Source organism: Ureibacillus chungkukjangi (genome assembly GCF_044795995.1).
GTDB classification, from domain to species: Bacteria; Bacillota; Bacilli; order Bacillales_A; family Planococcaceae; genus Ureibacillus; species Ureibacillus chungkukjangi.
On record NZ_CP085009.1, the window covers coordinates 2,946,151 to 2,967,038 of the forward strand.

The 20,888-nt window shown below is 36.6% G+C and carries 21 protein-coding genes and 1 riboswitch; of the genes, 4 read left to right on the top strand and 17 right to left on the bottom strand.

Annotation, left to right across the window (positions count from 1 at the left end; all coding sequences use genetic code 11):
* Positions 1–56 precede the first annotated feature (56 nt).
* The 10 genes from LG296_RS14635 to LG296_RS14680 form a co-directional block, all read right to left on the bottom strand.
* Positions 57–926, bottom strand: coding sequence for a MetQ/NlpA family ABC transporter substrate-binding protein (locus LG296_RS14635; protein WP_107935070.1), 870 nt, complete (start codon positions 924–926; stop codon positions 57–59).
* A 78-nt stretch (positions 927–1,004) separates the two neighbouring features.
* On the bottom strand, positions 1,005–1,673 hold the full coding sequence (locus LG296_RS14640; RefSeq protein WP_107935071.1) for a methionine ABC transporter permease: 669 nt from the start codon (positions 1,671–1,673) through the stop codon (positions 1,005–1,007).
* Positions 1,666–2,691 carry a methionine ABC transporter ATP-binding protein gene (locus LG296_RS14645; protein WP_107935072.1) on the bottom strand — a complete coding sequence of 342 codons (1,026 nt, stop codon included), beginning with the start codon at positions 2,689–2,691 and terminating at the stop codon, positions 1,666–1,668. Before LG296_RS14645 ends, LG296_RS14640 begins: the two co-directional genes overlap by 8 nt.
* 176 nt (positions 2,692–2,867) lie before the next feature.
* Positions 2,868–2,974, bottom strand: a riboswitch (SAM riboswitch).
* A gap of 57 nt (positions 2,975–3,031) precedes the next feature.
* On the bottom strand, positions 3,032–3,337 hold the full coding sequence (locus LG296_RS14650; protein WP_107935073.1) for a thioredoxin family protein: 306 nt from the start codon (positions 3,335–3,337) through the stop codon (positions 3,032–3,034).
* A 43-nt stretch (positions 3,338–3,380) separates the two neighbouring features.
* A complete protein-coding gene (locus LG296_RS14655; RefSeq protein ID WP_404427079.1) occupies positions 3,381–3,824 on the bottom strand; it encodes a toprim domain-containing protein in 444 nt (147 codons plus the stop codon).
* Between the two features lie 149 nt (positions 3,825–3,973).
* On the bottom strand, positions 3,974–4,354 hold the full coding sequence (gcvH, locus tag LG296_RS14660) for a glycine cleavage system protein GcvH (RefSeq protein WP_107935075.1): 381 nt from the start codon (positions 4,352–4,354) through the stop codon (positions 3,974–3,976).
* 81 nt (positions 4,355–4,435) lie between these two features.
* Positions 4,436–4,792, bottom strand: coding sequence for an arsenate reductase family protein (locus LG296_RS14665; protein WP_107935076.1), 357 nt, complete (start codon positions 4,790–4,792; stop codon positions 4,436–4,438).
* A 200-nt stretch (positions 4,793–4,992) separates the two neighbouring features.
* Positions 4,993–6,774, bottom strand: a complete 1,782-nt coding sequence (locus LG296_RS14670) for an acyl-CoA dehydrogenase family protein (protein ID WP_404427080.1) — start codon at positions 6,772–6,774, stop codon at positions 4,993–4,995.
* A gap of 162 nt (positions 6,775–6,936) precedes the next feature.
* Entirely contained in the window at positions 6,937–8,109 is a 1,173-nt protein-coding gene (locus tag LG296_RS14675) for an acetyl-CoA C-acetyltransferase (RefSeq protein WP_107935077.1), read from the bottom strand.
* 68 nt (positions 8,110–8,177) lie between these two features.
* A complete protein-coding gene (locus LG296_RS14680) occupies positions 8,178–10,562 on the bottom strand; it encodes a 3-hydroxyacyl-CoA dehydrogenase NAD-binding domain-containing protein (RefSeq protein WP_404427081.1) in 2,385 nt (794 codons plus the stop codon).
* Positions 10,563–10,841: 279 nt separating this feature from the next.
* On the opposite strand from LG296_RS14680, the gene LG296_RS14685 reads away from it, so the two are divergent.
* Together LG296_RS14685 and LG296_RS14690 are read left to right on the top strand one after the other, a co-directional pair.
* Positions 10,842–11,159, top strand: coding sequence for a thioredoxin family protein (locus LG296_RS14685; RefSeq protein WP_107935079.1), 318 nt, complete (start codon positions 10,842–10,844; stop codon positions 11,157–11,159).
* A 124-nt stretch (positions 11,160–11,283) separates the two neighbouring features.
* Entirely contained in the window at positions 11,284–11,487 is a 204-nt protein-coding gene (locus LG296_RS14690) for a 2-hydroxymuconate tautomerase family protein (RefSeq protein WP_107935080.1), read from the top strand.
* Between the two features lie 97 nt (positions 11,488–11,584).
* Here the strand turns inward: LG296_RS14690 and LG296_RS14695 are convergent, their stop codons facing one another.
* Positions 11,585–12,310: a YjjG family noncanonical pyrimidine nucleotidase gene (locus LG296_RS14695; RefSeq protein WP_107935081.1), complete on the bottom strand. Its 726-nt coding sequence runs from the start codon at positions 12,308–12,310 to the stop codon at positions 11,585–11,587.
* A gap of 122 nt (positions 12,311–12,432) precedes the next feature.
* Here LG296_RS14695 and LG296_RS14700 point away from each other — a divergent pair, with 122 nt between their 5' ends.
* On the top strand, positions 12,433–12,939 hold the full coding sequence (locus tag LG296_RS14700) for a C39 family peptidase (RefSeq protein WP_404427082.1): 507 nt from the start codon (positions 12,433–12,435) through the stop codon (positions 12,937–12,939).
* A gap of 27 nt (positions 12,940–12,966) precedes the next feature.
* Here LG296_RS14700 and LG296_RS14705 read toward each other — a convergent pair whose 3' ends face one another.
* The 5 genes from LG296_RS14705 to LG296_RS14725 all read right to left on the bottom strand — a co-directional run bounded on the left by LG296_RS14705 (position 12,967) and on the right by LG296_RS14725 (position 18,596).
* Positions 12,967–13,854 (bottom strand): 5'-3' exonuclease, encoded by an 888-nt coding sequence (locus LG296_RS14705; RefSeq protein WP_181418028.1) that lies wholly within the window; start codon positions 13,852–13,854, stop codon positions 12,967–12,969.
* Between the two features lie 132 nt (positions 13,855–13,986).
* Positions 13,987–14,730: a hypothetical protein gene (locus tag LG296_RS14710; protein ID WP_404427083.1), complete on the bottom strand. Its 744-nt coding sequence runs from the start codon at positions 14,728–14,730 to the stop codon at positions 13,987–13,989.
* A gap of 505 nt (positions 14,731–15,235) precedes the next feature.
* Entirely contained in the window at positions 15,236–17,224 is a 1,989-nt protein-coding gene (locus LG296_RS14715; RefSeq protein ID WP_404427084.1) for an ABC1 kinase family protein, read from the bottom strand.
* Positions 17,225–17,253: 29 nt separating this feature from the next.
* Entirely contained in the window at positions 17,254–17,700 is a 447-nt protein-coding gene (locus tag LG296_RS14720) for an SACOL1771 family peroxiredoxin (protein WP_404427086.1), read from the bottom strand.
* A gap of 122 nt (positions 17,701–17,822) precedes the next feature.
* Positions 17,823–18,596: a metallophosphoesterase family protein gene (locus LG296_RS14725; protein WP_404427087.1), complete on the bottom strand. Its 774-nt coding sequence runs from the start codon at positions 18,594–18,596 to the stop codon at positions 17,823–17,825.
* A gap of 434 nt (positions 18,597–19,030) precedes the next feature.
* Here LG296_RS14725 and LG296_RS14730 point away from each other — a divergent pair, with 434 nt between their 5' ends.
* The gene (locus tag LG296_RS14730) at positions 19,031–19,231 is read left to right on the top strand and encodes a cold-shock protein (protein WP_036201146.1); all 201 of its coding nucleotides are present in this window, start codon (positions 19,031–19,033) and stop codon (positions 19,229–19,231) included.
* A 22-nt stretch (positions 19,232–19,253) separates the two neighbouring features.
* Here the strand turns inward: LG296_RS14730 and LG296_RS14735 are convergent, their stop codons facing one another.
* Positions 19,254–20,855, bottom strand: coding sequence for a putative bifunctional diguanylate cyclase/phosphodiesterase (locus LG296_RS14735; RefSeq protein ID WP_404427088.1), 1,602 nt, complete (start codon positions 20,853–20,855; stop codon positions 19,254–19,256).
* Between the last annotated feature and the right edge of the window lie 33 nt (positions 20,856–20,888).

Consider the following 20,888-nt stretch of genomic DNA (forward strand, 5'->3'; position numbering starts at 1 on the left):
ACTGTCCTTAAAATCAAAAATGGTGAGAGAACATTTCGTTCCCTCACCACTTCAAATTATTCGTTTACTGGTACTACAGCGCCGCCCCACTCATCCATGATGAATTGTTGGATTGCATCAGAGTGTAGAACTTCTACTAAGCGTTTGATTGCTTCGTTATCTTTGTCTTCTGCACGAACTGCAATAATATTTACATATGGAGATTCTGAGCCTTCGATAGCAATTGAATCTTTAAGAGGGTTGATGCCAGCGTCGATTGCGAAGTTAGAGTTAATAACAACTACATCGCCTTCGCCTTCTTCATAATAAGTCACTAGCATTCCTGGTTCTGATTTGTTATCGATTACTAATTTTTTAGGATTTTCAACAATATCATCTAAAGTTGCAGCTGCTTTGTCGACACCCTCTTTTAACTTGATAAGACCTTGAGCCTCTAAAAGAGATAAGAAACGACCTTCTTCAGCAGGGTTATTTGAAATAATAACAGTAGCACCTTCTGGTAGTTCATCTAAAGAATCATACTTTGTTGAGTAAATACCCATTGGCTCAATGTGAATTCCGCCAGCATTTACAAAATCATAGCCTTTTTCAGCAATTTCCGTTTCAAGATAAGGAATGTGTTGGAAATAGTTCGCATCTAAATCACCAGACTCTAAATCTTGGTTAGGCATTATATAATCTTGGTAAGGTTGGATATCTAACTCGATACCTTCTTCAGCTAAAATTGGTTTTGCTTGCTCTAAAATTAAATCATGTAAACCATTTGATGCACCAATCACGATTTTATCTGATTTTGCCGTTTCAGTTGCGCCTTCATCTGCAGCACCATTTGTAGAATTAGTTGTTTCTTCCTCTTTAGCAGTTCCACATGCAGCTAATGCAAGTACGACTACTGATAGTAATAAGAATGATAAAAATTTCTTCATGTCGTCTTTCTCCTTTTCTCTATTTCTCTCTATATGTGAACGGCTAAACCGTCAGCACCAATTACCAAACAAATCTAATTATCGTTTGTCAGTCTTTGTTGTTATAAAGTCTCCAATAAACTGTAGGATAAACACAATTACTAAAATTATGATTGTCGCCATTAAAACTACATCATCACGGCTACGCTGGAAGCCATCAATAAACGCCAGGTTTCCTAAGCCGCCTGCACCGATAATCCCAGCCATCGCTGTATAGCCTACTAATGCAACAGCAGTTACTGTAATACCTGAAAGTAATGCTGGTAATGATTCAGGTATTAATACCTTCCAAATAATCGTTGAAGTTTTCGCTCCCATTGAACGAGCTGCTTCAATTACACCTTTATCAATCTCTCTTAAAGCAATTAACACTAAGCGAGCGTAAAACGGTGCTGCGCCAATAATTAATGCCGGTAAAGCCGCTTCAACTCCACGAATTGTTCCTACAAGGAATTTCGTGAAAGGAATTAAAAGTATGATCAATACGATAAATGGAATCGATCTAAAAATATTAACAAGTGATCCTGTTAAAAAATTCACCACTTTATTTGCCCAAATTTGGTTTGGGCTTGTCAGGAATAGTAAAATCCCTATTACTAGTCCTAGAATAAAGGTTACTCCTGTTGAGATAACCGTCATATATATTGTTTCGTATGTGGCCTCCCACATTTTTACCCAATCTACATTCGGAAATAATTGATTAAACATGGTCAATCACCTCCGCTTGGATTTCTCTTGTTTCTAAAAGCTTAAATGCTTCTTCCACCTGATTTGGTTTACCATCTATTTGTACAATTAATGTTCCATATGGGCCACTTGTAGTTTGTGTGATATTTCCGTGCACGATATTTACTTCAACATCAAATTCTTTAATGATTTGGGAGATTACCGGTTGCTCTGTTTTGTTGCCAATAAACGTTAGCTTAACGATCTTCCCAGTAGGATAATTGACAAGAATTTGCTCGATTGATTCTTTTGATTCTTTCGTTCCAGAAACCTGCATTACAAAATTCTTTGTAATTTCAGCCTGTGGATTTTGGAATACGTGAAGCACATCGCCAGATTCTACAACTCGTCCTGCTTCCATAACTGCCACGCGATGACAGATTTTGCGAATAACGTGCATTTCATGTGTAATCAGAACAATCGTCAGACCTAAACGCTTATTTATATCAAGCAATAATTCTAAAATAGCGTCCGTTGTTTCAGGATCTAGTGCACTTGTTGCTTCATCGCAAAGTAATACTTCTGGGTTATTAGCAAGTGCTCTTGCAATTCCAACGCGCTGCTTTTGACCGCCAGACAGCTGAGATGGGTAAGCATTTTCTCTGCCTGTCAAACCAACTAAGTCGATTAATTCCTTTACTCTTTTTGAACGCTCAGCCTTTGAAACACCTGCAATCTCTAAAGGAAAAGAAATGTTATCAGCAACTGTACGAGACCATAAAAGGTTGAAATGCTGGAAGATCATACTGATTTTTTGGCGTGCTTGACGCAGCTTTGTACCAGAAATCGATGAAATTTGATGTCCACCTACTTCTACCGTACCAGTAGAAGGCTTCTCCAAGCCGTTTAACAAGCGAATCATCGTACTTTTACCGGCACCACTATAACCAATAATTCCGTATATTTCACCTTTGTTAATGGTTAAATTAACATCTTTAACAGCTGTTATTTCTCCATTTTTTGTTTTATATATTTTCGATATATCTTTTAGTTCAATCATATGCGAGACTCCTTATAGCGAATCGTAACTATGTATTCTTATTAGTGAGTTTAAGTGCTTCAATTGTCCCCATTTGGCAAGTGTGAGATGTGAATCTAGTAATTTATAAAAAAACAAAAATCCCCTTCTACACAGACAAGTAGAAGGGGACGTAAATATATATTTACGTTACCGTTCTCTTATCTTCCAAAGTATCCACTTCGCGTGACTTGGCACCTTTTCACATTACTGTGATGGTTGCCGGGCTTCATAGGGCACTTCCCTCCACCGCTCTTTATAAGAGTTACGATATTAAGTTTTAGATTATGGATGTTACTTTACCATGTTAGATTGTTTCTAGTCAACTACTTTTTTTCAACTTATCATATAGGAATGGTACAGATTGGAAAGCATACAATTTTTCGACATTCCCATTTTCGCTAATTAGTAAGCATGGTACACTTTCAATTTGATAATCCATCGCTAAGTTTTCTAAGAAATTAATATTGGCTTTTCCTAACGGCAAGTCTGGTAAAAGATTTTCAATCACATCCATCATTTTCGATGCAACAGCACAAGTTCCACACATAGGCGTATATAAATAAAAAGCAACTAAGCCATTTTGCTCCTTTTGTTGCTTCCAATTTTCAATTGTCCATTCTCTCATAATCATCATCCTACTTCTTTGTTTAGGTAATAAAAACATCTATTTACATTTCAAGTGTCGAAGATAAATACTGCTTATGCACAGAGAATTTAGCATCGCTTAACAAATTAGCTAAAACTTTCTTAGGCGCATTTGCCACTTCGATATATGTTCGAGGTATGAAAAGATGAACAGCCTCAGAATAGATTCTTTTCGTTAGCTTTCTCAACTTTTCACCTGAATTATCCGCATCGAATAACGTATAGAGTTTACATTCTTCAAATGGCTCTAGAAGATCCAGGAGAGCATCCTCACTAATTGTTCCATTTGTACAAATAATTTTAACATCCTCAGCAAAAATTGGTGCGATGTTTAACTTATCCGATCGACCTTCAACAATTATACACTTATCAACTATCATTTGCTTCACCCCACGATTTGTAGTTACACAGCTAAATAACGTCTTCAAATATGCATAAGGATAATGATTGAAAAGCACGGTTTTCATAAAGCGAAATCCGATGTCTTTTCCCACTGAATTTGTAAGAAAGTCTTAAAAATATCAGTGAAATAAAAGGTATGGTTACTTATTATATTTATATTGTAAAAAAAACGCCAGTGATTTTCTGGCGTTTTTCTTTCTATATCATATTCATATTATGCGTCAATTAATTCATCATATTGCTCAGGAGTTAATAAAGCTTCCACTTCTGAAAGATCTGTTGGCTCAATAACAATCATCCAAGCCTGATCATAAGGTGATTCATTTACAAATTCTGGACTATCTTCAAGTTCACTATTGATTTCAACAACCTTACCTGACACTGGTGCATATAGTTCTGAAACTGTTTTTACAGATTCAACACTACCGAATGGTGCGTTTAACTGAACTTCGTCGCCAACCTGTGGTAGTTCAACGAAAACAATATCGCCAAGCTCAGATTGTGCAAAGTGCGTAATTCCAATGCGAACTTTACCATCTTCAACTTTAACCCATTCGTGTTCTTTAGAGTAACGTAAATCTTTCGGTGTGCTCACTCAAAACCCCTCCAAATATATGTAATTCATACATAATAAGTTTGACATATTTTATAATTAAAAACAAGATAGAGTAATGCTTTATTTCCAAGATTCAGTGAAGTCAGTTTCTTTAAATCCTAAAGTAACTTTTTCACCATCTGTAACGATTGGTCTTTTAATCAGCATACCGTCAGAAGCAAGTAATTCTAGCTGTTCATCCTCTGACATAGAGCTTAACTTGTCCTTTAAGCCTAATTCTTTATACTTCATGCCAGATGTATTAAAGAACTTCTTCAAAGGAAGCTCACTTTTCTCCCAAATCGCCTTTAACTCAGCTTTCGTTGGCGTCTGCTCCACAATATGAATCGCCTCATAAGCAATCCCTTCATCCTTCAGCCATTTCTCAGCCTTCTTACAAGTCGTACAACGCGGATATTGAATCAATTTAAGTACCATACAGAAACTCCTTCACTATATTAAATTTCACCTAACAAAAGTATAGCAGACAACCATTGTGTCTGTATTGTTTGTGTGCCTGGTACGCATTTAATTCAGAATAATTTGAATTGTTTTAGATTTGTGTGTGTACCTGGTACATACACAATTCCCATACACAAAAAACGGGCATCCTGTGTTAAGGATGCCCGTCAAGCGTACTATACGATGAATTTTTCTGCTTCGATTAGTTTTTGTGAAGCTTCACGTTTTTTCAAGATTAGGTTGTAAGGGTTACTGCGTGTTAGTTTACGAAGTGCAGAAAGTGTCATTTTACCTGCATCTCCATCTACTGAAGCTAAGATTGTTTCTTTAGCTTCTTTTTCGATCTCTGCAAAGGCTTCTTGGCAGAAGATTTCAGTATAAAGAATTTTTTGCTTCGACTTCTCTACACCGTCACGCTCGATTGCTTTTGCTGTACGAATAACAGCTGACTCCATTGCATAAAGCTGGTTCGCGATATTAGCAATGTTAACAAGCACTTCTTGCTCAGCTTCTAGCTTTGCACCAAACCTCTGAGCTGCTACACCTGCAGTTAACACACCAATTTTCTTAGCGTTTTTCACTAAGTATTTCTCTTGTGCTAATGGCTCGTCACTGATTTCTTCAGGCATTAGCATTAATAGTTCTTCTTGTAGCTTTTGAGCAACTTGAAGTAGTGGCAATTCACCTTTTAATGCCTTTTTCATAAATGTGCCTGGTACGATTAAGCGATTGATTTCGTTTGTACCTTCAAAAATACGGTTAATACGAGAATCACGGTAAATACGTTCTACTTCATATTCTGCCATGAAACCATATCCACCATGTAACTGAACTGCTTCATCTGCAATATAATCTAAAGTTTCAGAACCGAAAACCTTCGCGATTGAACATTCGATAGCGTACTCTGCAATTGCCCCAGCAATCGCTTTCCCATCTTTTTGCTCTTCTGCTGAAAGCTGGCTTAAACGATCCTCGAAGTAACCAACTGTACGATAGTTCAATGATTCTGAAGCATATAGCTGAGAAGCCATCGTCGCGATTTTTTCCTTTGTTAGGTTAAAGCTTGAAAGTGGTGTTTTAAATTGTTGACGTTGGTTTGTATAAGCAATCGCTAATTCTAAAGCACGCTTTGAACCACCAACTGTACCAACACCTAATTTATAACGACCAATATTTAAAATGTTGAAGGCAATAACGTGACCGCGCCCAACTTCACCAAGTAAGTTTTCAACAGGAACTTCAGCATCCTCTAAGATTAATGTACGAGTTGAAGAAGATTTAATCCCCATTTTCTTCTCTTCTGCCCCTACAGATACACCTGGGTAGTTGCGTTCAACGATAAAAGCAGTGAATTTATCTCCATCGATTTTCGCGTAAACAACGAATACATCAGCAAAGCCTGCGTTTGTAATCCATTGTTTTTCCCCGTTTAGTACATAGTGAGTGCCAGCTTCATTTAGCTTAGCAACCGTTTTCGCACCAAGTGCATCAGACCCTGAGCCTGGTTCAGTTAAAGCGTATGCTGCGATCAACTCACCAGAAGCAAGCTTCGGTAAGTATTTTGATTTTTGCTCATGGTTACCGAATAATACGATTGGTAATGAACCGATCCCTACGTGTGCACCATGAGTAATAGAGAAACCACCAGCTGGAGACATTTTTTCAGCGATTAAAGCAGATGAGATTTTATCTAACTCTAAGCCCTCATATTCTTCAGGTACATCAGCAGCTAGTAAACCAAGCTCCCCTGCTTTTTTTAGTAGTCGTACTGAATGATCGAATTCATGATGCTCTAAATTTTCGATAACTGGCTTTACTTCATTTTCAATATAGTCAGTAGTTGTTTGAGCGATCATTTTTTGCTCGTCTGTAAAATCCTCAGGAGTGAATACACGATCTAATTCCACATCTTCAATTAAAAAACTTCCACCCTTGATAATGTTTGTTGTTTGAACCATTTTTACTTCCTCCCCTTTATCCCATAAAGTTATTAAAATCATTTATAAGTAATTCCTACATGTTCCCATCCAAATACCATATATAGAAAAGCTCTAGACACTCGTTTCCCGGAGGCAACGGTAGTAGCACGATTGCCTAAAGCTAATCAACAAATTCACAAATTATAAAACTTCAATTACTCCAGCAGCGCCCATTCCGCCACCGATACACATTGTAATAACGCCATACTTCTTGCCTTGACGTTTTAGCTCATGGATTAGCTTTAATGTTAGAATGGCACCTGTTGCACCAAGTGGATGCCCTAAAGCAATTGCTCCACCATTTACATTTACTTTATCCATATCGATTCCTAAATGGCGAACCACTTGAATCGATTGAGAACCAAAGGCTTCATTTAATTCCCATAAATCAATATCATCTAGTGAAAGACCAGCGATTTTTAACGCTTTTGGTACAGCTTCGATTGGGCCGATTCCCATTACTTCTGGTGGAACGCCACCTACTGCAAAGCCTAAAAACTTCGCCATAGGCTTTAATCCTTGGTTTTCAGCTTCTTCACGATCCATTACTAGAACCGCCGCAGCTCCGTCAGATGTTTGAGAAGAGTTCCCCGCTGTTACAGAGCCTTTTACATTGAAGGCTGGACGTAATTTCCCAAGCCCCTCCATAGAAGTACCTGGTCGAACACCTTCATCTGTATCAAACGTAAATGTTCTCGATTGAAGCTTATTATTATCGTCAACATAGTGTTGAACTACTTCAATAGGAACAATTTCGTCTTTAAATTTACCCTCTTTAATAGCTTTTTCCGCTAATTCATGAGAACGTACAGCAAAAGCATCTTGGTCTTCTCTACTAACTTCATAACGATTTGCAACTTCCTCAGCAGTATGACCCATGCTCATATAATATTGAGGTGCTTCTTCTGCTAGCTTCGGATTAAGTCGAACAGTATTTCCTGTCATCGGAATCATACTCATCGACTCTACTCCGCCGGCAAGAACTGCTTTTGAATGACCTAGCATTACTCGTTCTGCTGCATAAGCTATTGCTTGAAGACCAGAAGAACAGAAACGGTTAATGGTAATAGCTGGTGTAGAATCTGGTAGACCTGCTAATGCACCAATATTACGCGCAACATTCATTCCTTGTTCAGCTTCTGGCATTGCACAGCCCATTATTAAATCATCGATTGGACCAACATATCCCGCTCTTTTTAATGTTTCCTTTACTACCACAGCCCCAAAATCATCAGGACGTACGGTTGCAAGTGATCCTTTTTTTGCCTTAGCAATCGGCGTTCTTGCACCTGCTACAATTACGGCTTCACGCATATTGTGTATCCCCCTTATTCATTGCATATGACACTTTTAGATTTCGTTCTGATCCTAGAAAACACAAATTAGTTACGTAATGGTTTCCCCTTGATAAGCATGTGCTGCATTCTTGCTTGTGATTTCGGATCTGCTACAAGGCTTAAAAATGCCTCGCGCTCTAAGTTTAGTAAATAGTCTTCTGTTACTTCAGTTCCGTATGGTACAAGCCCCCCTGCAATAACATAGGCAAGCTTTTTCGCAATTTTCAAATCATGCTCACTGATGAAGCCAGACTGGAACATACCTTGTGCACCGAGTAATAACGTTGCATAGCCTGGCGCTCCAACAACCTTCACTTTTTTCGGAGCCGGCGCTGTATAACCAGCTTCTGATAATGCAAGTACTGCCTGTTTTGCATCATGGATTAAATGATCTGGATTAACCGAAATTCCATCAGCAAAGCTTAAGAAGTTATTATCGCGTGCTTCTTCACCTGATGTTGAAACCTTAGCCATGGCAATCGTTTCAAATACTTTGTTAGCAATAGCTTGATAGTCAATTTCTACTCCGTTTGGTAGACCTTTTAAGTACTTCTCATAAAGTGCTAGGTTACCTCCACCACCTGGAATCAAACCTACACCTACTTCAACTAAGCCCATATATGTTTCGCTAGATGCTTGAATATGAGCAGCTGGTAAACACACCTCTGAACCGCCACCTAGTGTCATGCCAAATGGTGCAGCGACAACAGGCTTTTTACTGTATTTCACTCGTCGCATCGCTTTTTGGAATGCACGAATTGTATAGTCTAATTCAAAAATGTTATCATCCTGAGCTTCCATTAGAATCATGCCAAGATTTGCACCTACACAGAAGTTTTTACCTTGGTTTCCGATGACTAGCCCCTTGAAATTCGCTTCAACCTCATCGATTGCAAAATTCAGCATTTGAATAATATCAAGGCCAATTGCATTTGATTTCGAATGGAATTCAAGTAAAGCAACTCCATCCCCTAAATCTATTAAACTAGCACCAGAATTTGATTTAATGACCCCTTGCTTTTTCTTATAACGCTTTAAATCAATTACTTTTTCGTTAACCGGTACTTTTACATACTCTGAACCATTGTAATAAGCTAAGTCACCATCTAGCTCTGTATAGAAGGATTCAAAGCCTTGAGATAAAAACTCTTTCACGAAGCCAGGTACTTCTCTATCTTCAGCCTCCATTTTTTCTACTGATTTTTGAACACCGATAGAATCCCACATTTCAAATGGACCCTGCGACCAACCGAAGCCCCACTTCATGGCATTATCAATTTCAACGATACTGTCAGCAATAACACCTGTCATTTCAGCAGAATAAATTAATGTTGGAGCAAAGATGTTCCATAATAATTCACCCGTACGATCGTTGGCATAAACAAGTGTCTTCACTTTATTTGGAAGTCCCTTTGTTTGTTTTGCCATTTCTATAGAAGGTGTTTGTAATTTCTTTGCGGGTACATATTCAAAAGTTGAAGGGTCAATCTCAAGGATTTCTTTGCCCTTTTTCAAGAAGAAGCCTTGACCAGATTTCGCACCTAACCAACCATTATCTACTAATTTCTTCATTAGCTCTGGTACTTCAAACACTTTTTGCTCTTCATCAGTTGTTTGATCGTAAACTGTTTTTGCAACGTGTAGGAAAGTATCTAATCCTACAACATCAAGTGTTCTGAAAGTCGCTGATTTTGCTCGACCAATTAGCGTTCCAGTAACTGAGTCAACTTCACCTACTGAATAACCACGCTCCAGCATTTCTCTTAACGTAACTAGTAAACCATATGTCCCGATACGGTTTGCAACAAAGTTTGGTGTATCCTTACCGATTACTACCCCTTTACCTAATACATCCTCAGCAAACGTTTTCATGAACGAAACAACCTCAGGTAACGTTTGTTCAGTTGGAATAACCTCTAGTAGCTTTAAGTATCTTGGCGGGTTAAAGAAGTGTGTTCCTAAAAAGTGCTTTTGGAAGTCTTCAGAACGTCCCTCAGCCATAGCATTTACACTGATACCCGATGTATTTGAACTAATAATCGTCCCTGGCTTTCGGACTAAATCTATTTTTTCAAAAAGATTCTTTTTAATATCTAAATTTTCAACAACCACTTCAATGATCCAGTCAACGTCACTTAGCTGATCTAGGTGATCGTCAAAATTTCCTGGAGTAATCAGTGCTAAATTTTTCTTTGAAGTTAATGGTGCTGGTTTATGCTTTAATAGCTTTTGAACTGCACTTGCTGCAAAACGATTTCGAACAGCAGCGTGTTCTAAATTAAGACCCTTTGCTTCTTCTTCCTTCGTAAGCTCCCTTGGAACAATATCCAATAATAATGTTGGAATCCCGATATTTGCTAAATGTGCTGCAATTCCTGATCCCATTACCCCTGAACCGAGTACGGCTGCTTTTTGAATTTTGTAAGACATAAATATCCCCCTTAATCCTTTGAATGAATACTCATTCATTTTATGCCGAAAAAAAATAAATTCATAAAATTTAATTCTTTAAATCACGTTTTCTGTTCTTAGTGTAGTTGATTTCCTCAAATTTAGCAATAACTTTTAACTTAATTTTCTAAAAAATTCGGAAGGTTTTTTATTGATTTACTAGAGTTATCTATATTTTATGAACAATCATTCAGTAAGTCAAATTACTTTTCCGAATAATTTAAAATGTGTACACTACATATAAGGAGAGTGATTATAATGCAAGACATTACTACAAATGAACAATTTAACGAAATCATCGTATCAGAGCAACCGGTAATCGTAAAGTTCTACGCTGGCTGGTGTCCAGATTGCACACGCATGAATATGTTTATCGACCCAATTGTTGAAGAATACAGCCAATACACATGGTATGAAATGAATCGTGATGAATTCCCTGAATTAGCAGAGAAATATCAAGTAATGGGTATTCCAAGTTTATTAATCTTCAAAAACGGTGAAAAACTAGCACACTTACACAGTGCAAACGCTAAATCTCCAGAAGATGTGAAAGAATTCTTAAACGCTCAAGCTTAATTTGGCTTTTGTATGTCTTTGGGCTATGAATAAGTTTTTCAAAACTTACTTCATAGCTTTTTTGCTCTGTGCAAGTTTAGTTAAGTCCAACTGATATGGAATCAATTCTAAGGGGATGAACAAAATGCCTTATGTAAATATCAAAATAACTAATGAAGATGTGACACCAGAAAAAAAAGCTGCCCTTATTAAAGGAGCAACTCAATTGCTAGTAGATGTCCTAGGTAAAAACCCAGCAACAACTGTAGTAGTTATCGACGAGGTTGACACTGATAACTGGGGTATTGCTGGAGAAACTGTAACAAGCCGAAGGAAAGAAGGAAAATAACTAGAATGTTAGAGTAGCGAGAAAAACATCACGGTCGATGTTTTTCTTTTTTATATGCTCGTTCCCCTGCTTCAAAAACAACTTCAATCTCTACTAATTATAAAACTAAATTCCCTGCACCACTGTAATCCTTCAATCCCAAAATCCAGTATAATTCCTCTAACTCACGGATTTTATAAGTAGGGTGAATGTCAGTATTAGCTAACTCGCTCCCTTCCCTGTTTACCCAGCACGTATCGATACCGGCATTCCAGCCACCAGTTACATCAGCACTGAAGGAATCTCCGATGATTAATGTCGTGCTTAAATCTAAGCTTTCAATTTGAGAAAAAGCATAATCGAAAAAGCCCTTCATCGGTTTTTGATAGCCCGTATCCTCTGAAACAAATACTTTTTTGAAATACGGCGCCAGGCCTGAGCCCTCTAACCTTTTTTGCTGTATAATCGACGCACCATTTGTCACAACATATAAATCAAATTCAGTAGAAAGTTTTTGTATTAATTCCATCGCACCTTCTATTAAATAATAGCCTTCACTTAAATATTTTCGGTAGTTTTGCTCGAGAGCTGCGCCGTCTACCTGGATTCCATACTGTTCAAATAACAGTGCAAATCTCGTATTAACGACTTCATCTCGATCTATTTCACCATTTTCATAGCCCTTCCATAATGCCGTATTGATCTTCTGGTAGTTGGCTTTTATGTCAGGTGTTAATGAAAAATTTTGATCACTAAATAACTTTTGTAAGGCAATATCCTCTGAAGCCGCAAAGTCTAACAATGTCTCATCTAAATCAAATAATAAAGCTTTGTATTGTACCATCGTGCTCCCCCTTAGCTTTTCAATCATTCTCTTTTTAATATTTCTTATTAAATTATAGCATTCTTTTGTACAGAATCCCTTACTTACCATATGATATTAGAAAGAAGGTATGAGGTGAAAAAATGAGAGTTCAACTAAATGTACAAGGCATGTCCCAATATAGCAAAGAAGTAAACGCGCACTATCAAAACTCTGCTTGTGGGCCAACTACAGTATCTGTCATTTTAAATTATCATGGGTTAGAACAAACAAAGGATATCAACACACTTTATAAGCTACTTGGCGGAACAAAAATCGGTTTGTTTACTTGGCGGCTCATAAAAAATTTACGAAAAATTCTAGGACCCAGCTGGAATATCTCACGCTGTACACTAGCAGAAAGTCTAAAAGAGCTAGAGGCAGGTAGACCTGTTGCTATGAAATTTGATAAGCATTTTACTTTCCAATGGTTCACTAAACCAACCTTTAAATATCACTGGACACCCTTAATTGGCTATGAACTCGCCAATGATGAGCTCTTCCTAATCCTTCATGATAATGGCGGGCGCAATCGGGATAGTCAAATTAGAAAGGTTCGCTATGCAGATAACCATAAAGTACTGACCTTCGTAAAAATAGAGCCGAAGTGATACCCTAATCACCGCGGCTCTTTGCATTTATACTAACGAATATAAAGATCTTGCATGCTTTGCAATCAAGCTTAGCCCTTTTCCTTCAAGACGTTCAAAGGTTTCATGAGCATAATCAGCTAACACTAGCTCCTCTAATTGTACATCAATTTGCATTTCTCTTTGAATCTGCGCTAACTGATGAGAAAGCTTCAACATTTCAAGATTTTCACTTACTTTATTACGTTGTGCTGGCTTTAGTGCAGCTAAATTCTCCAGTACACCATCGATAGAACCGTAGCTTTGGATTAGCTGTAAAGCTGTTTTTGGGCCAATTCCCTTAACCCCAGGATAACCGTCACTTGTGTCACCCATAAAAGCTTTCACATCAGCGAACTTATATGGTTCAATTAAGTACTCTTCCTTAAAGCGTTCTTCTGTATAAACATCGTACTCGGAATATCCCTTTTTCGTAAAGGCTATTTGAGTTGATGGATTGAGTAATTGAAGTAAATCTTTATCTCCAGATATAACCGTAATCGTTGCTTCATCCTTCCACTTTTCAATCATGGAACCGATTAGGTCATCTGCCTCCATCCCAACCTCACCAAAGTTCTGCCAGCCGATCATCTTAGATACATCCTTTGCCATATCAAATTGTGGGAGCATTTCTTCAGGTGGTGCCGGACGATTTGCTTTATAGCCATCAAAAATTTCATTTCGGAAGGTTTGCGACCCCATATCCCAGCACACTGCTAAATGTGTTGGCTTGTAAATAGATTGGGCTGTTAATACATGGCGGGCAAATCCTTGTACCCCATTCGTTGGAGTTCCATCAGCTAAACGAATGTAATGCCCCATTGCACTTGAAGCGAAGAAGGAACGGAACAACAGAGCCATTCCATCGACTATTAAAAGATGTGGTTTATTTGTCATCATGAAAAATCCTCTCTAAATCTAGTGCTCTTATTATAACAAAACTATCGATAGATGAGATGACAATTGAATTGTTAATTAATTCGTACTCAATTAATTTAAAGGGGAAATTGGAATTGATTAACTTCCCTATTAATAACTTAGCCGTTTTTTCAAGCCCTTTAAATTGAATTGTAAAAGCAGCTGACTAAAAGGAGATTTTGAAATATAGCCTGAGAAGACGGTTACCAGCTTTCCACCGAAGCCTTCTTTTAACTCCTCTAAAAGCGTCAAATCCTTAATATCACCAAAATCATAAATCTGGTAGCCTTGCTTGCTAAAATACTTTATATTTTGCCAGCATAAAAAATAATTGGCACACTGTTCTATTCTGTCATTAAATACTCCTTGTCCCTCGCTATACAATTCCATTACCATCTCTAGGCCAACAGCATATATGCGATAATAAATAACTGCCTTCTGTTCATTTTCAATCTTCGTTATTACTAATCCACCTTGATCTCGAAGAAGCTTCAACGTTTGTATATCATATTTGTTTAGCTTTCGAGCATCCTTTTGTCTGGAATTTAAATTATAAAACTGATGATATTCTTCAATATCCTGATCAGTTGGATTATTTATTCTAGAAATTGTCCAACTCTCCTCGTGAATTTCATCCAAGAGATTAATGACTTTCTCAGACAATCTATAAAATAACGTAGGCTCGTCTAGTGTTAAATTTATATGGAGGGTTGATTTCCCCTGTAGCTTCCGACTTGGCTTTAATACATGTGTATAACTAATAAGCTTTGGTTCATACCTACTATCACACTTCAACTCTTGGAAATATACTTGGTTCAACGGCAGTGCAAACAATTTCCTACTGATTTGTAGCATGAACGACACTCCTTCACATTTGAATTTCTCTAGCATTTCGTAAAAATTATCTATTATTTTTATATTAATTTTATGTGAAAAATATACCTATAGATAATTATTCATATATTCGATTCACACGATTTATCCAAAAAATATTTTGTTAAAATACCTTTTTACAGCTAATAAAATATTTCCTAGGTAATAAACCATTTCCTGAGTAACGCTAGTCACATTCCATTAGAACGTAAATAATCTCAATCAAAATCAAATTCCTCAAAGCTTTAAAAATATAATTTCATTACAAGTTATCAAAACTATTTAACCTTCTCTCACCCCTATCAACAGAATCTCTTATACAACAGAATCGCTAGAGTTTATTAATAATTTTCATTAATTTATTCCACAAACTCTTTCCCCTAATTATTAACAATTAACTTCATTTATAATCCTAAAAAGGAAATAAATTCATTAATTTCCACACAAAAAAGCCCTTTTCAAAACTATGAAAAGGGCTCACTATTATTTATTCGTTTCGTTTCATATCCCGAATCGCTTGTATAGATAGGCGAACGAGTAGGATAGCACATAAAAACAGGCCAAAGTAGGCAGCAATATTTAAGTAAATGGCATAAGCCGTGTGAATGACCTGAGAAATCGCTAGTAAAGCAACCGAAATTACGCCAAATGTAATACCAACAAAGAGTAATACAAATCTTGAAAATAAATGGGTAATAAATTTTGTATTATTCTTATCCGAGAAAATATCGTGATGTAAAATAACCTTTCCATCCTCAACCTTTTTGAAGAGCTGGTCAACCCTGCGAGGTATTTTACGCAAATTCGGTAAGATTAACGCTAGCTCCTCTTCCAATCTATCCTTGGTTGCAAATGGTTCCTTGAAAGGCTTCTTCAATGTGAATTTCAGGAAGCTACTTGAATACACCTTCGCTTCTTCAAAAATGTTGAAATCTCGGTCAATGATACGTAAAGTGCCATCTAGCGTAACGATTACTCTTAGCGCTAGACTGACAGACGGATAGAATTGCAAACCAAAATCTCTTATTACTGAGAATATCGAGTAAACAATTTCGTCTGTTCGAATACGATCTACATATGAAATCTTTAGTAAAATTTGGCTAATGGCATGCTCTAAATCTCCTCGATCTATATCAGTTCGCTTTTTTACCAGCAGTGAAATCCCATCATAAAGAATGGAGGAATCACTTTGTTGGATTCCGATGAAGAAAAATTTTAACCCTTCCTGCTGAGAAGAAGACAAGCGACAAACCGCGCCAAAATCTAACAGCGTAATTTCTTTTGACGTAACGTCGTAATAGATATTGCCTGGGTGCGGATCTGCATGAAATATCCCTGAAACTAAAGCTTGTTCTAAGTAAGAGAACAGTATGTTTTCTGCAATATCGTGACGGCTCATCCTTGTTTCTTGCGGTAAATTGCCGACACTCACACCCGGTACTAAATCCATTACTAAAATGTTTTCGTTGCTATATTCATCATATACCTTAGGAATATTGACGCTTAACTTACTTTTCTTCAATACATTACATATTTGCGTCATATTGCGTGCCTCAATATTAAAGTCAATTTCTTCCCGTAAAGAAGCAGCAAATCCCTCTGCTAAATCTCTGAAGCCCAGATTTTCTGCCCATTGTGATTTACCTGTTATCCAGTTGGCAAACTCCATTAGAATACTGAGATCCTCACGCATAATATCCTTTACATCGGGACGTAATAGTTTGACAACCACCTGCTCATTTGTTTTCCGTAAAACTGCTTTATGTACCTGACCAATGGAGGCCGCTGCAACTGGTGTTATATTAAAATAAGAAAATACCTCATCTACCTCACCACGTAGGTACTGCTTCAGAATATCATGTACTTGTTTTTCTGAAAGTGTCGTAACATTTTGCTGTAGCTTTTCCAGCTCTTCGATAAAAATAGGAGAAAATAATTCCTTACGAGTTGAAAGAACCTGTCCAAATTTGATAAAGATACCGCCGCATTGCTCAAGAGTTTCTCGTAATGCTATCGCTAGCTCACTGTCTGAGTCCCGATTTCTAGCATACTTTACCGTTCTTGTAATGCCATTCGTAACAGCGATTTTGACAACATTACGTAATCTTTTTTGATGTCTCCAATAGCCAATTAATTTTTTGAAAAAGGATTTTTTGCCATTGTGCCGACCTGATTTTTCATCAAATGCAATCGGATCAAAGAGCTCAAATAATAAATAAATCAGCATCGAGATAAGCAGCATACTTCCAATCCACAGTAAGGTTGCTACATTCACAACACTTTCAACATTATCAAAGGAATATACCGTCCCCTTTAAATACGTATACCAATAGATGAAGGTTGTAAAGCTAACACTGATAATAACTGAAAAGACCCTCTTAAACAGATTTACGTTTGCCCCTATTAAACGACCACTTATAAAAAAGGTAAAAACGGCCACGAGTACTATTAAAAGGATTGGTTTAATAATTGTCATTCCCTACACTCGCTTTCTAGGTATTCTATTTACTCTACTATTTTACAATCTACTGCAATATCTACATTCCCTCTTAACGCTTTACTAATCATGCAGGTTTCTTCTGCTTTTAAGGCTAGTCTTCTAGCAATTCGCATATGCGAATCATTCTTTTCATGTAGGAAAACTTCAATATGGTGAATGATTTGTTTATAGGTAAAAATATTATTTTCCACTTGGACAATTCCGTCAGATTGTAGAACTAATCGTGCTTTTACATTAGAGCGTTCGAGCATTGCAGCAAGAGAAATAATATAACAGCTAGCTGCGGCACTTAAAAGTAATTCATCTGGATTTGTTCCAATACCAGGACCACCCATCTCCTTAGGAATCGACATAGTTGTTTGTAGCTTTTCACAATGGATTTCACCTGTATCGTTTCTTCCACCGTCCCAGCTTGTTTGGAGCTTAAAAATATGTTCTACTTTATTAGCCATTTCCTTCCACCTCACTACTTTAACTATACCATCCAAAAAGAATCGGATGCCAAAAATCTTTATTTAGATAAATAAAAAACGGACCCACATTAAGTGAATCCGTAAAATCAGAAAGCTTTCTTTTATAATTCCAAATCGATTGTTTTTGTTGTTAAAGCTGAAGTTAACCCAACTGAGTGAATGGTAATCTCTTTTGAACCCTTTGTAAAAACTACACCATGAAGCTGGCCACGTTCGAAAATTGCTCCGCCTCCATCGATGCCTAGCTTTTTTTTGCAGGATGAAATCCAGACATTACTCGATTTATCTTCATTTAACAAAACTGTTGGTGTGTGACCAAATACAACAATTTCCTTTGCTTTATGAGGGACATTATAAAACTCTTCTCGAATCCAATATAAATCCTCTTCTTTGGTATCTCGAAAATTTTCTACTGCTGAAGAAATCCCTGCATGAACAAAAAGAAATGGCCCCCATAGATAAAAACGTCGTAACCCCTTTACAAACTCAACGATTTTAGAATGCTCTTTTTGAATTTTCGCTGTCATTTCTTTTACAGAAAGATACGTTGTGGCAATGTTAAAAGTAGCATCATTATATAAGCTTTGGACAGTAGCTGCTCCCCCAACCTTTGGATTGAAATAATATTCAGAAAGCTCCTCTGGTTTATCCAGCCAGCCCAAAAACAATTGCTCATGATTGCCACTTAATGTTACTGCCTCATAATCCCGCGATAGCTGCATGATTTTTTCAAGAACCTTTAAGCTTTCAGGTCCCCTATCAAGATAATCCCCTAAAAAAACTAGTTGTTCTTCTTCCGGATTCCATTTCGTTAAGATGGACTCAAGTAAGCTATAACAACCATGTATATCACCAATGACGAAAACTTTATCCAATTACACACACCCCATTTACATAAACAAACTTCTGATAATTGTAAGATAAACTTCTATAATCACATAATTCATTCTATTCCTACTATATCATATTCAAGTTGGAAATTTTTTATATCTATATTTAAAAGGAGTTTTCTGCGTATATAAGAAGAAATATTGATATCCTTTACCTTGAACCCAATATATAAGTACCCTAAAGCTTAATAATATACTGAATTTACAAATTAAATTTCCATTTTTTTTATTTATCTCTAGACAATTCTGTATTCACCTTGTATAATCAAAAGTATAATAATTATATTGCTTCATATCTAATGAATTCACATGTTACAAAAAGTAATCGTGAACGTTCGGTACTTTTTGTAATGTGTGAATTTTTTTATAGTATTTTGAAGTAATTAATTATTGATTAAATTTTTTGGAGGTCTATTAACATGACACAAGGTACAGTAAAATGGTTTAACTCAGAAAAAGGTTTTGGATTTATCGAAGTTGAAGGTGGAAACGATGTATTCGTACACTTCTCTGCAATCCAAGGCGACGGTTTCAAAACTTTAGAAGAAGGTCAAAAAGTTGAATTCTCAGTTGAAGAAGGAAACCGCGGACCACAAGCTTCTAACGTAACTAAACTTTAATATTGAAGCTCAAAGAGCAATCTCACTTATGAGATTGCTCTTTTTTTCGATTAAATATTTGTTTGATCAAGCTATAATATTCTGACTGCAAATCGCAATGTAAATCCTTCTTATTCAAGCATCTACAATTGTTAATAATTGTCTCAAACGAGATAGGTTTACTTATTAAGTAGCCCTGCATTGCATCACAATCACTATTCAGTAAATAATTGAATTGCTCCATTGTTTCCACTCCCTCAGCTACCACATTTAAATTTAAATGCTTTGCCATGGAGATAATTAAGTCCACTAATGGCTCATGCTCGTCCTCGCTCATATTATTTACAAATTCTCGGTCAATTTTCAAACAATCAATCGGTAAATCCTTTAAATAGGAAATGGAAGAATACCCTTTTCCAAAGTCATCTAAAGCAATCGTTACTCCTAATGCCTTTAAATCATGTAGGATAGGCAGTATAAAGTTCTTATCCATCGTCATGGATTCTGTAATTTCAAGCTGCAGACTTTTTGGTGGAAGCTGTGTTTTCTCTAAAATTGACCTTACTACTTTTACAAAGTTCTCATGATAAAGCTGGCGAAGTGATAGATTAACAGCAACAGTTACTTGCTGGCCTATTGTTTCTTGCAGTTCTTTTGTTTGTCTACAAGCTGTTTCTAAGACCCATTTTCCTATCGGGACAATTGTGCCAGATTCTTCTGCTAGTGGAATAAAGTCACCGGGTGGTATTAGTCCTTTCTCTGGATGATTCCAGCGTACAAGAGCTTCCATTGAAAAATCATGCTTTGTTTTTAATTTAAGCTGTGGCTGATATTGAACAAATAATTCATTGTTTTCTAATGCTTTGTATAAGTCCTTTTCAAGCAATAACCGTTCTTCACGAGAACAAGCCATAGTCGGCTCAAATAACCTATATTGTTCAGGTGCCCTTCTCGCTTCATACATAGCAAACTGAGCATATTTCAAAAAGTCCTCCGCAGTTTTTGCATCCTCTGGAGAGTATGCAACCCCTACATTTACTTTCATATTTAGCGTCAATTGCTGAATGCTAAACGGTTTTTCAATTAAATCAATAAGCTGCTTACATAATCTTTGAAAAGTCTCTTTTTCATTTTTATTTTCCAATAAAATCACAAATTGGTCTTCTTGTATTTTCCCAACAATGTAATTCGGAAATCTACATTGTAACCTTTCTACAATCAGTTCGAGTATTCGATTGGTATACTTTGAACCCAAAGAGCTTTTAAGGTGTGTTAAGCGATCCACTTCAAAAACCACTAATGCTATTTGTGATGTGCCGTTCTGCCAAGTATTATTAATTTGCTCTACTATATAACGTTCGTTTGGGAGCCTTGTCACACCATCATAATAAGACATAAAATGCTTCTCTTTTTCAGATTCCTTTAACCTTTGTTCAGTATCACGTAAAGTATTAATAGTACCTGTAAAGATTGATTTAACACAAATTACAAGATACAGCAACAAAACAATCAGAATAGAAAAGATTATATTGTTGGAAATTGAGTTCTCTTTAGAAAAAATAAATTCACTTAATAGAGTAAGGGCTATTAAGCCAATCGCTATATAAACTATATTTTTCCTATATAAATAAGAATAATTATTCATAATCGACCCCCATAATCTAAATCAAAATAACTA